Annotated in this window: 10 protein-coding genes; 5 read left to right on the top strand and 5 right to left on the bottom strand. The window is 58.0% G+C overall.

The window, feature by feature from the left end:
• Positions 1-2: 2 nt before the first annotated feature.
• From BM225_RS15825 to BM225_RS15810, 4 genes are all read right to left on the bottom strand, one after another.
• Positions 3-878, bottom strand: a complete 876-nt coding sequence (locus BM225_RS15825; RefSeq protein WP_092464918.1) for a carbohydrate ABC transporter permease — start codon at positions 876-878, stop codon at positions 3-5.
• Entirely contained in the window at positions 878-1,753 is an 876-nt protein-coding gene (locus BM225_RS15820) for a carbohydrate ABC transporter permease (RefSeq protein WP_218157064.1), read from the bottom strand. The genes BM225_RS15825 and BM225_RS15820 overlap by 1 nt, the downstream gene beginning before the upstream one ends.
• A gap of 67 nt (positions 1,754-1,820) precedes the next feature.
• Positions 1,821-3,044: an ABC transporter substrate-binding protein gene (locus tag BM225_RS15815; RefSeq protein WP_092464916.1), complete on the bottom strand. Its 1,224-nt coding sequence runs from the start codon at positions 3,042-3,044 to the stop codon at positions 1,821-1,823.
• A gap of 39 nt (positions 3,045-3,083) precedes the next feature.
• Positions 3,084-5,444, bottom strand: coding sequence for a beta-glucosidase (locus tag BM225_RS15810; RefSeq protein WP_092464915.1), 2,361 nt, complete (start codon positions 5,442-5,444; stop codon positions 3,084-3,086).
• Positions 5,445-5,623: 179 nt separating this feature from the next.
• Here BM225_RS15810 and BM225_RS15805 point away from each other — a divergent pair, with 179 nt between their 5' ends.
• The gene (locus BM225_RS15805) at positions 5,624-6,697 is read left to right on the top strand and encodes an AraC family transcriptional regulator (protein ID WP_092464914.1); all 1,074 of its coding nucleotides are present in this window, start codon (positions 5,624-5,626) and stop codon (positions 6,695-6,697) included.
• A gap of 9 nt (positions 6,698-6,706) precedes the next feature.
• Here the strand turns inward: BM225_RS15805 and BM225_RS15800 are convergent, their stop codons facing one another.
• Entirely contained in the window at positions 6,707-7,417 is a 711-nt protein-coding gene (locus BM225_RS15800) for a FadR/GntR family transcriptional regulator (RefSeq protein ID WP_218157063.1), read from the bottom strand.
• A 198-nt stretch (positions 7,418-7,615) separates the two neighbouring features.
• On the opposite strand from BM225_RS15800, the gene BM225_RS15795 reads away from it, so the two are divergent.
• The 4 genes from BM225_RS15795 to BM225_RS15780 all read left to right on the top strand — a co-directional run bounded on the left by BM225_RS15795 (position 7,616) and on the right by BM225_RS15780 (position 11,677).
• Positions 7,616-8,812 (top strand): mandelate racemase/muconate lactonizing enzyme family protein, encoded by a 1,197-nt coding sequence (locus BM225_RS15795; RefSeq protein WP_092464912.1) that lies wholly within the window; start codon positions 7,616-7,618, stop codon positions 8,810-8,812.
• Positions 8,809-9,576 (top strand): SDR family oxidoreductase, encoded by a 768-nt coding sequence (locus BM225_RS15790; protein WP_092464911.1) that lies wholly within the window; start codon positions 8,809-8,811, stop codon positions 9,574-9,576. Before BM225_RS15795 ends, BM225_RS15790 begins: the two co-directional genes overlap by 4 nt.
• Positions 9,577-9,592: 16 nt before the next feature.
• Positions 9,593-10,549, top strand: coding sequence for a 2-hydroxyacid dehydrogenase (locus tag BM225_RS15785; RefSeq protein ID WP_245780523.1), 957 nt, complete (start codon positions 9,593-9,595; stop codon positions 10,547-10,549).
• A 117-nt stretch (positions 10,550-10,666) separates the two neighbouring features.
• Positions 10,667-11,677: an AraC family transcriptional regulator gene (locus tag BM225_RS15780; RefSeq protein WP_092464910.1), complete on the top strand. Its 1,011-nt coding sequence runs from the start codon at positions 10,667-10,669 to the stop codon at positions 11,675-11,677.
• The last annotated feature ends 44 nt before the right edge of the window (positions 11,678-11,721 follow it).

The following is an 11,721-nucleotide window of genomic DNA, read 5'->3' as shown; positions in this document are numbered from 1 at the left end:
CTTCATCCTTTGACGGCGCCGGTAGCGATGCCCCGGACGAAATAACGACCGGACACGAAGTAAACGATCAGAGTGGGTATGGCGGCCAGCAGCGCGGCGGCCATGTTGACGTTAGGCTCTGCGGCGCCGCGGGAATTGTTCACGATATTGGTCAGCTGGACCGTCATCGGCAGGTTGTCGTTGCCAGCAAAGATCAGACCCAGAAGGTAGTCGTTCCAGATGCCCGTGAACTGCAGGATCGCTACGACAACGATGATGTTGGTCGAAATGGGCAGGATCACGGACCAGAAGGTGCGCAAGAAGCTGGCCCCTTCCATACGCGCTGCGCGACTGATTTCGTCGGGGACACCAACGTAGAAATTCCGAAACAGGAGTGTCGTGTAGGGCAGCCCGTAAACCACATGCACAAAGATAATGCCGGTATAGCTGCGGAAGATGCCCATGCCCGACAAGATTTTGACCGTGGGATAGAGCATCGCCTGATACGGCACGAAAAGGCCAATCAGGATAAACAGCATCAGCCAATCCGCAAAGCGCGAGCGCCATTGGGCCAGCGCATACCCGTTCAGTGCCCCGGTGAGCACCGAGATGACGACGGCGGGCACCGTGATGAGGATTGAATTCCAAAGGCCTGGCTTGATGCCAGAACAATCAAGTCCAGTGCAGGCGCTGCTCCACGCGATGCGCCATGGCTCAAAGGTGATCTCACTGGGCAGGGTTAGCAGGTTCCCGCTACGGATATCTGCCATGGGCTTAACCGAGTTGATCAGGATGACCAAAAACGGAGCTAAAAAGAACAGGGCAGAGACGATCAGGAAGGCGTACATGCCGACGACGGCAACCCGCGGCATTGCGGCGGCATTTGCAGGTGAAGACATCAATCGCGCCTCCGGAATTCACTATAGAGATAGGGCGCGAGCATCAGCAGCGACAAAAGCAGCATCAGGATAGATGCGGCCGAGGCCAGCGACAGGTTCATACGCGAGAAGAAGAAGTCGACCGCGAACTTGGCGGGCATTTCCGTCGAAATACCGGGTCCGCCGTTGGTCATTGCGACGATCAGGTCATACCCGCGAATGACTTCGGACATAAGCAGCACGATGCAGGACGCGAACACGGGGCGCATGCCCGGAAAGATAACTTGGACATAGGCGCGCCACTGAGGGATTTTCTCCATTCGGATGGCTTTCCACAGGTCGCCGTCAACGCTGCGCAGACCCGCCAGAACGATAATCATCACGAGACCTGCTGAACGCCAGACACTGGCGATCACCAAAGTATAGATCGCGCGGTCCGGTTCAGTGATCCAGTCAAAGGCGAAATTTTCCCACCCCATGTCGCGGACCATGGCCTGTATCCCAAGGGTTGGATCGAGCAGCCAGCGCCACCCCAGACCCGTGACAATCAGAGAAATCGCCAATGGATAAAGGAATATTGTGCGAAAGACGCCCTCGAAGCGGATGCCGCGATCAATAAAAATGGCCAAGATCGACCCGAGGATGAGTGATCCAACGATAAACAGCGCGCCGAAGACAACCATGTTGATGCAGGACACGATCCAACGCTTGTTGTCCATCAGGTCTGCATACTTTTCAAAGCCAACGAAATCATAGCGTGGCATCAAGCTGGATTTCGTCAGGGACATTAGAAATGTCCAACCGATTGACCCGTAGAAAAAGATCGCAATTACGGCAAAGAACGCGACAACCGTAAAGGTGGGTCGGAACATCTGCCTTTGAAACCAACGTGCCATAGCTCCTCCTGGGGCGTCATGACAATCAGGGTGCGGGCGGCTTGGGGGCGCCGCCCGCGTCTTGGGATTAGTCTGCCAGAACGTCACGCAGGGCGGCGGCGCCTTCTTCGGCGGTCATGTCGGGATCGGTCCAAAACTGGGTCGCCATATCGATCAGCTGGCCGTTCAGATCACCCGGCAAAGCGTCGTAAGTCGAGGCAACCGCGACGCCGGGCGTGGCCAAGGCTTGCGCGCCGCGGGTTGCGCAGATGTCCAACCCCGAAAGGTCAACATCAGTGCGCGCAGGAACAGAGCCTTTGACGGCAGCCACCTGAACCTCGATCTCGGGGTCCATGACGGTGCGCGCCAAAAGATCCTGACCAGCGATCTGTTCGTCATCGTCGATCTCGGGGAAAACAAACACATCGGTGACTGCTGCGTAGGCGGGCTTATCCGAGGGCATCAGGAAGCATCCGAACTCTTTGCCCGGGGTTTGCCCGGCGGCCAGAAATTCACCTTTGGCCCAATCGCCCATAAACTGCATGGCTGCCTCTTGGGTGATGACCATGTTGGTGGTCTGGTTCCAGGAGCGGCCAGTGCTGCCCGCATCCACGTAGTCGGATACCTTGCGGAAGTATTCGAACGCTGTAACCAGCAGCGGGTCCTGAAGTGCTGCATCGTCGCGTTCGACCATGATTTCGTTCCAGTATGCGGGGCCACCGAGAGACAGGATCATGTCGGTCAGGATGTACAGTTCCTGCCAAGGTTCGCCCCCAACGGCAAAGGCGGTGTAACCCGCGCCTTGGATCGCGTCTGCGGCGGCGAAGAGTTCGTCTATCGTCGTGGGTTCTTCGATCCCGACCTCATCGAAGATCGCAGTGTTGTACCAAATCCAGTTGTCCGCGTGGACGCCTAAGGGGAGTGCGACCATCTCGTCGTCGACGGTCACGCGCTCATAAATGAGCGGGGCCAAGGAGGCTTGCCATCCTTCGGCGTCGCGTAAATCATTCAGGGATCGCAGGATGCCGCCTTCGGCAAGGTCCAGCATAGCGCCATTCGGGGTCATCAGAACGGCGGAGGGCGGCTCGCCCCCAACGATGCGGCTGGTCGCGGCGGCAATAGTGCTGTCGTAGTCCGCCGAAGGGCTGTCGATCCATGTGCCGCCCTTTGCCTTGAAGGCGTCAGCGATCACATTCATCGCCTTGGATTCACTGGCACTGGTCCAGTATTGTTGCACATCCGCGACTTGCGCGAAGCTGTGGGTCGCGGTGGCCGCGAACACGCAGGACAATAGCATGGTCTTTGCAGTCATGAGGGGTCTCCCGGAGGGTGTTGGAGGAATGGCTCGGATTTACGACGCGGGGATCCGCGCGGCTCCGAACTCGCTGTTTATTTGGTCGAGAAAGCTGGTCATTTCGGCCTTGGAGATTTTCTCGCCGGCAACCCATGACACCGTGTCGTAGAGGTTGAGGAACGACCCGCCGCAGTAGTCCAGCATCTGCTCTGTCTCTGCGTCGGTCAGGTCCAAACGACTCTTCAGGAAGTTGCCAAAAGCTGACCGGATTTCAGGGTTTTCGACGATCTGCGAGGCTTCGTTGTTGATATCAAGCAGGGTCGCAGGCAGGGGACGCGCCTCTGCGACGATGTCGAGAATTTGGCGAATGTCTCTGGAGGACGCGCCAACTTCGATCGACATTGGGCCGACATCCAGAAACCACTCCCCGAAGGCGGGATCGTAATAGCGTAGGTCGCGTGCCTCGATCGTGATCTGGATTTCTTTGGTCTCACCTGGCTCTAACGCGACCTTGGCAAAACCCTTGAGCTCGCGAACGGGGCGGCTCAGGCGCGGTGTATGAGGGCGGACGTAAACCTGAACAATCTCTTTGCCCGCGCGCGAACCGGTGTTGGTTACGTCAACCTTGATCGTAAAGGTGCTGTCCTCGGTAATGCGGTCTGTATCGCAGGTCACGTTTGCATAGCTATAAGACGTGTAGCTGAGCCCGAACCCGAACGGGAACAAAGTCTCGGTCTTGCGTATGTCGTAGCCGCGATACCCGACGAACAGCCCTTCGGCGTAGACATGACGGTGATTTTCACCGGGGTAAGACAGGAAACCCGGCACGTCTTCTAGCTTTTCGGGGAAGGTTACTGTCAGCTTGCCACAAGGGTTCTGAGCGCCTGAAAGAACTTGCGCAATGGCATTGCCGACCCCTTGGCCGCCATAGAATGGCATCAACACAGCACCCACCTCGTCGATCCAAGGCATCACGACTGCATCCGGCGTCGCGATAATGACCGCAAGGTTGGGGTTGCGGGCAGCGATCTGCGAAATCGCCGCATCTTGGCCGTCCAGAAGGTTCAAATGGGCGCGATCCGCGCCTTCGCCATCGACGCCTACCTCTGTGTTGCCAAAGAACAAGACGACGTCTGCGGCGCTGAGGGTGTTCAGGACGTCCTCGGCGCTGTCGCCTTGCAAATCAGCAATATCGTAGGTCGTGACGTTGGCATTTGTAGCCAGCTTAACGATCTCGTTCACAGGATTGTCCTCGAACGTTGGGCTGGTCGTGGCACAGCCAGAGCCCTGATAGATAGGCGCGCGCGCTGTTTCGCCGACGATCGCGATAGATCCGATCGCGTCCATGTTAAGAGGCAGCAGATCGTTTTCGTTCTTCAGCAGGACAATGCTTTCGGCGGCGATGCGTCGGGACAGTTCATGGTGAGCTTCGAAATTGGTTTGGGGCTCCGTGATATGAGATGCATGTGCTTTGCGCACCAAATGCAGCATGCGCACGCAGGCCCCATCCAGATCATCCATGGGGACCTCGCCCGCCTCGACCGCGAGGCGTAGGTCTTCTTTGCGCGGGGCGCTTTCGGGCATGTCCAGACAATTCCCTGCCAAGAGCGATGCGGGGCGGTCCTTGATCCCATGCCAGTCAGAGATCACGACCCCGTCGAAACGCCACTCGTCGCGCAGCACATCCGTTAACAACCATTTATTTTCAGCCGCCTGAACACCGTTGATCAGGTTGTAAGAACTCATGACAGTCCATGGCTCAGCCTTGCGGATCGCCCGTTCGAAGGCGGACAGGTAAATCTCGCGTAGCGCGCGTTCCTCGACCTCGGAACTCATGGTGGTTCGGTGGATTTCCGAGTTGTTGCAGGCGAGGTGCTTTAGAGACGCGCCAACGCCGTTGTCCTGCATGCCTTTGATCAGTTCAGTCGCGATTTCGCCCGTTAGAAAGGGGTCTTCGGAAAAGTATTCGTAGCTGCGCCCGCCCAAGGGTGTGCGGCGGATGTTGATGCCGGGCCCGAGCAGGATGTTCACGCCAAAATGGGCACATTCTGCGGCCAACGCTGTGCCCAAGTCATACGCCAGTTCAGGGTCCCACGAACATGCATAGCAGCAGCCATTCGGGAAACACGTTGCCGGCCGCGAGGAGCCGAATGCCCCCTCGACACCGCGCGATAGATCCGCATTCACGACGCTCAGAAAAGCCGAGAGCTGTTCGGCACGGTCCTGTGGGCCATCAATTTGCTCGACCGAGTAGCGCACGCCATAGGTGCCATCCGTCATCAAAATCTCGGGAATATTGTGGGTGTAATTTGGCGATGTCCGCCAAAGCCCGTTGCCAGAGACTAGGTCAATTTTCGCGCTCAGAGACAATTTCGAGACCAGCGCGTCAATTTCCTGATCGGTGATGTTCCATGCCATGAAATGGCCCTTCAAAGCTGTTTCGGACGTTAAAAAGCCCAAGAATCTGTATTGATGCCGATAACATGGCAGCGTTACGCTTGACGGTGACACAGCCGCTTGGACCCATCTAGCGGTGAAAATTGCACTTTATCTGTGACAGTTTTTGACCTTTTGCGCGCAAAAAGCGGAGAGCCCCTTTGAAGACTGACGATGAGCACCGGACCTCGGCCTATGAGACGCAATTCCCGACAGGACAGGCCGGGCTAACAGAACGGCCCTACTGCCGAACTTTTACGCACGGGTGGGCGGATGTGCCCTATCACTGGCACCGTGCACTCGAAGTTGTCTATGTGCTGCGGGGTCAATTGCGCCTGATGGTCGAAGGCTTGGCGTGTGACATGAGCGCGGGTGATGTGATGATCATCAACTCGAACATCCCACACAATTCAGTCTCGAAAACCCGCGACACGCTCGTCTGCGGCGTGCACCTGGACCCCTACCATTTCGAGCGCTCGGGCCTGCCCGAATTCAGTACACGACACTTTTTGTGCCGCAGTTTTCTGCACAGCCGATCCTTTAGCGAAAAGATTGCCCCGATGAAGGCGCTGATCGCCCGCTTGATCATCGGCCTGCCCGACCAACCCGAAGACGCCATGTCCAGAGCGATCGCCGCCGATATGCTCGCGCTTTTTATCTATGCAAATATCCCGTTCAAAGATCAGGACCCGTCAGAAGATGCGGCCCGTTCTGCGGGCCGTGCTCGGATCTTGCGCCTTCTCAACGAGTTGGATCCGGTTGCGGGTGTCGATACTTTGGGCGCGATCGCAGAGCGCGAGAACCTGTCGCTCAGCTACTTGTCCCGCCAGTTCAAGGAGCACTTAGGCATGGGATACAAAACCTATGCTCTAAACCTGCGATTGGACAAAGCCGCAGAGGATCTATTGCGGACAGACGCGACTGTGACGGATATCGCAGCGCGCTTACAGTTCGGAAACCCCACGGTTTTTTATAAAAAGTTCAAAGAGAGGTTTGGCTGGAGCCCGACAGACTACCGTCGCCAGAGACCCGATTTCAGCGGCGACCAGACAATGTCGGATCAGGATATTCGGGACATACGGCAGCTTTTGACCGCGCGCTTTCCGGATATCAAAGACGGGGTCGAGCGGATTCTGTTCCCGACATCTTATGTGGGGCGCCGCCGCTTGATGAGCGGACCACATGAGGCCAGCGCACAGATGCCCGACGCGCTCAGACCCTTGGCCACGCGATAACGCCTTGGGTCAGGTGATGCCGGCGCGGAGCAGGACACTGACTGCGCTATCAAAGTGTTCGGACATTGCTTCTTCGGCGCGGCGAGCGTCTTGGGCCATGATCGCTGTCGCAATGCGTTCGTGACATTTGATGTTGTCGCGGCGGTTCTGATGGTTCGCCCGCGAGCGCCAGCCAATCGGCCATGTTTGCCGCGTGATCACCCAAAAGCTGTCTACGAGCATGGCGTACAGGTGGTTTCCAGAGGCATTGGCAATCAGCGAATGAAAACGGATGTCCAACTCCATCAATTCGGCATGTCCCCCTTCAAGCGCGGTGAACATCTGCGTGGTGATGTCGAGCAGTTCCGTGGCCTCGGCGTCGCTGCGGCGCATGGCGGCCAACGCGACCGTCCGCATTTCCATCGTCCGGCGCACATCCAGAATCTGCTGGATGCTTAGGCCCTGACTGTACGTTGCATGATCCAGCACAAGGCTCAGGGCAGAGGCATCGGGCATGGCCACGCGTGCTTTGCGGGAACCGCCGATGTCTAGAATGCGCAATGTGGCGAGGCCCCTCAAAGCCTCTCGCGTGACAGGGCGGGATACACCGAGATGGGTGGCAAGGGCTGCCTCTGATGGCAGCATATCGCCTGGGCGCAATCCTTGGGACCGAATTAGATCACGGATACCGGACATGGCGATTTCCGCCAGCCCGCTCTGGCTAGAAATTGGTTTTGTCATGGCGTGTGTTTGGTCAGCATCGCGCAACGTACTCTAGGTCTGGGGGCCAAAATGGAGTGTTCTCTGGAAAATTGACAGTTATTGTCTGACAATCAAGTACAGATTGTCACAAAATATTGTCGCCTTAGCGCGGTGGCCCCTACTCTGCCCTTGAAATATCGCCGCTCGGGCCGCCGAGCGCGCAGGGAGGACATCGTCGTGAAAATTACCGCTATCCGCACCTACCGTGCAGAGGAATTTGCCAACGTGCTGTGGGTCCACGTAGAAACCGATGCGGGCATCACAGGCTTGGGAGAGACCTTTTACGGCGCGGAAGCATGCGAGGCGCACATTCACAACACACTGGCTGTGCGTCTTCTGGGACAAAACCCGCTAAATATCGAAGCTCTGCACAAGGAAATGATCAGCCTGCCCAATGCGCAGGCGTCGACTGGCGTGGAATATCGGGCGGCGTCTGCCATCGACATCGCGCTTTGGGACATCTTTGGCAAGGTTGCGGGGCAGCCGGTGCATGTCATGCTCGGCGGGCAATCGTGGGATAAAATCCGCGTCTACAACACCTGTGCGGGTACACGCTACGTTCGAACACACAAGATCAAGCCGGTGGACACATGGAACCGCGGCGAAGGCCAGTACGAGGATCTGGATGCCTTTATGACCGATGCCGGGGCGCTGGCCGAGGATTTGCTGTCGCAGGGTATCACAGCCATGAAAATCTGGCCCTTTGATCCACCCGCGATCGAGAACAAGGGCATGTTTATCACGGCAGAGCAAATGAAGGCCGCCGTGACCCCATTCGAACAGATCCGCAAGGCTGTTGGCGATCGGATGGAGATCATGGTCGAGATGCATTGCCTCTGGAATTTGCCCGTGGCTATGGATATCGCCCGCGTGCTGCAAGATTACGATCCGCGCTGGTACGAAGATCCGATCCGCATGAACAACCCGCAGGCCTTGGCCGAATTCGCGCGATCGACCGACGTCTGGACCTGCGCGTCTGAAACGCTAGGCTCGCGCTTTGCCTACAAGGACTATCTGGACCGCGACGCGGCGCATGTCGTGATGGCGGATCTGTGCTGGACAGGCGGCCTAACCGAGGGGCGCAAGATCGCCGCCTTGGCAGATCTGCACCACAGGCCATTTGCCCCACACGACTGCATCGGACCAGTTGGGTTTGCCGCAGCCATTCACATGAGCTTTAGCCAGCCCAACACCCTGATCCAGGAATCTGTGCGGGCGTTCTACAACGGGTGGTACAAAGAACTGGTGACCGAAGTGCCGCGTATCGAGAACGGCTACGTCTACCCGATGGAAGGGCCAGGTCTCGGGACCGAACTGGTGCCTGACTTCTTCGATCGCGCTGACCTGACAACACGAATTTCGGAGGTCTCATGACCCATCCTCTTTTTGATTTATCCGGTAAAACTGCCCTCATTACAGGCTCTTCTCGTGGTTTGGGCCGCGCCTTTGCCGAAGGGCTGGCGCAAGCTGGTGCGCGCGTCGTGCTCAATGGCGTAAATCCCCAGCGGCTAGAGGAAGCTGCCAAAGAAATGCAAGGGCAAGGGTACGACGTGTTGACCGCGGCCTTTGACGTGGCGGACGAGATGGCCATCAAGGCCGCTTTTGATCAGTTCGATGCGGATGGTGTGGCAATCGACATTCTAGTGAATAATGCGGGCATCCAGTTTCGCAAACCGATGCTCGAGCTTGAGACAGCCGATTGGCAGCGCGTGATTGACATCAATCTGACCGCAGCCTTTGTGGTTGGGCGCGAGGCGGCCAAGAGAATGGCAAAACGCGGCCATGGCAAGATCGTCAATATCGGCTCTCTGACCTCGGAATTGGCGCGCGCCACCGTCGCGCCTTACACGGTCGCAAAAGGCGGCATCAAAATGCTGACCAAGGCAATGGCCGCCGAATGGGGCGAAGCGGGTATTCAGGCAAACGCCATTGGGCCTGGCTATATGGTTACCGATATGAACGAAGCTTTGATCAATAATCCCGACTTCGATGCGTGGGTCAAAGGGCGCACGCCGATGCGCCGCTGGGGTTTGCCAGAAGAGTTAGCAGGTACTTGCATCTATCTGGCCTCGAATGCGTCAAACTACGTGTCGGGACAGATCATCTATGCCGATGGCGGCATGATTTCGGTTCTGTGAGGGCAAATTGAGGATTGTGTTTTACGGCGCCAACGCCGCGACCTTTGAACCGGGCTTGTCCGAACAACTGGAAATGCCTCACGAGATCACCGTAATTTCGGATGCAGCCGATGGCGCGAAAGAGGCGCAGGCTCTGGCAACAGCCGACGTTGTCGTCGGGGTCCATTACGCAGGCGATAGCGTTCAGAACGCGCGGTTGTTTCAGTTGCCCGCTGCAGGATACGACAAGGTGGACATGGCCGCGCTGCCAGAGGGATGCGCGGTCTGCAACGCCTTTGGCCATGAGAATGCTATTGCAGAGTATGTGATGACCGTACTCTTGTCCCGCCATGTGCCTCTGGTCGATGCAGATGCGCGCTTGCGCAAGGGCGATTGGCATTACTGGGCCGGAGGACCGAACGGTTTGCGTACCGAATTGGGCCAGCAGAGTATTGGCATCGTCGGACACGGTCATATTGGCAAAGCGGTTAAAGAGCGTGCCTTGGCCTTTGGGATGCGGGTGTTCGTGGCCAATCGGTCGGCGATTCAGGATCCACGCATCACAGCCTGCGGGCTGGACGAGCTGCCGAATATGGCTGCTCAGGTCGATGTCCTGCTGAACACCCTGCCCTTGACTGATCAGACAGAGGGGATGATCGGGACCGATGTGCTGACGGCGATGCCCGATGGCGCCTTGATTATGAACGTGGGTCGCGGACCTGTCATTGACGAGGACGCCTTGTTCGACGCTTTGAAAGGTGGGCGCCTGAATGGTGTGATTGATACATGGTACATTTACCCATCCGCCGAGGATGGCGCGCCGCAGCCGTCGCATCATCCGTTTCACGAGCTGCCCAACGTTACAATCACGCCGCATATGTCAGGCTGGACCACGGGCACCATCGCACGGCGCACTGCCACGGTGGCCGAGAACATCAACAGGCTCGCGCGGGGCGATGCCTTGATCAACGTCATCAGGAGCGAAGCGGGCTAAGAGCGCAGCACTGGCTCTTTCCCGCCGGTCTTCGAGACCAGCAAACAAACATTCCTGAAACACTTTAAAAGTGTGCTACTTTGCGTGATCATCGAAATCGCGAGGAGGAGCGGGATTTTGTTGGAGAATGCCCTCGTGCGGGATGCCCGAGGCCAGCTCATCCGTCATGGCGCAAGCACGCGCTCTGCGGATTGGGACGAGGTCGAGGCCTTCTGCCAATCGGTTTACATGCCCTATCGGGTGCGTCCGCTACAGCGGCTGTCGCGCCCCGATGCCACCATGATCTCGGCCAAGGCGGGGCGCGTGACGATGACGCGTTTCTCTTATGGCACGGGAATTCATCTGGATCGTTTTGACCCAGAGGCAGGAAATATCCTTGTTCTCAATACCCTTGGCGGAGCCCTTGATCATCAGACCGATGGTGGGTCGGTCGCCACCGGCGCGGGCGAAAGTTTTGTGGTGGACTGTTCACGGACGGACTACTGGCTCGAGGGGGATGCCGATCATATGCAGCTGAACCTGACAGTCCCCCATCAGCGCATGGCGGAAATGGCAGAGCGTTGGTTCGGCTTTGTCCCCGACGACGGGCTGTGGACGCGGCGGGTCAAGTTTGGCGGGCCCGACTCACCTTGGTTATCGCTATTGGATTACGCGGCGCGCACTGTAGCGCAGGCTGGCGACGGAGCGGCCGACACCGCGATGGCTCGCCACATCGAAGAGATCCTGTGCGTTGAACTGCTGCGGCATTGGGCAGAGGCCGCGGGGCTCTCCCTCGAGACTGGCGCGCGCTGCGCAGCGCCGGGTTATGTGCGCCGCGCCGAAGAGATCATGGAGGCCGAAGCGCGCGAGGCGCCCTCGATTGGCGAGGTCGCAGGCCGTGTCGGCGTCACGGCGCGCACCCTGTCTGGCGGCTTTCAAAAGTTTCGAGGGGTCACCCCGCGCGCTTTTCTGGCGGCACGGCGGCTGGAGGGATTTCGGTATGATCTGGAGACGGAGCCAGCGCATCTAACCGTCACTGCGATCGCGAGCGCTTGGGGCTTTAGCAATTTCGGCGCGTTGGCGGGGCGATACCGCGAGCGGTTCGGCGAAACACCTTCGCAAACGCGCGCGCGCAAAGGCGGCGGCTAATTTGGTTTCCGAAATGGGACAGGCTGTACCGGTCAGTGACAGCC

The sequence above is a fragment of the Donghicola eburneus genome (assembly GCF_900115865.1).
GTDB classification, from domain to species: Bacteria; Pseudomonadota; Alphaproteobacteria; order Rhodobacterales; family Rhodobacteraceae; genus Donghicola; species Donghicola eburneus.
The sequence above is the reverse complement of the archived record's forward strand: the minus strand, read 5'-3'. Positions and strand labels throughout refer to the sequence as shown.

Bases quoted from the DNA above. Each gene is read 5' to 3' on its own strand.
- BM225_RS15825 (WP_092464918.1), bottom strand. From the start codon at position 878: ATGTCTTCACCTGCAAATGCCGCCGCAATGCCGCGGGTTGCCGTCGTC.
- BM225_RS15820 (WP_218157064.1), bottom strand. From the start codon at position 1,753: ATGGCACGTTGGTTTCAAAGGCAGATGTTCCGACCCACCTTTACGGTT.
- BM225_RS15815 (WP_092464916.1), bottom strand. From the start codon at position 3,044: ATGACTGCAAAGACCATGCTATTGTCCTGCGTGTTCGCGGCCACCGCG.
- BM225_RS15810 (WP_092464915.1), bottom strand. From the start codon at position 5,444: ATGGCATGGAACATCACCGATCAGGAAATTGACGCGCTGGTCTCGAAA.
- BM225_RS15800 (WP_218157063.1), bottom strand. From the start codon at position 7,417: ATGACAAAACCAATTTCTAGCCAGAGCGGGCTGGCGGAAATCGCCATG.
- BM225_RS15790 (WP_092464911.1), top strand. From the start codon at position 8,809: ATGACCCATCCTCTTTTTGATTTATCCGGTAAAACTGCCCTCATTACA.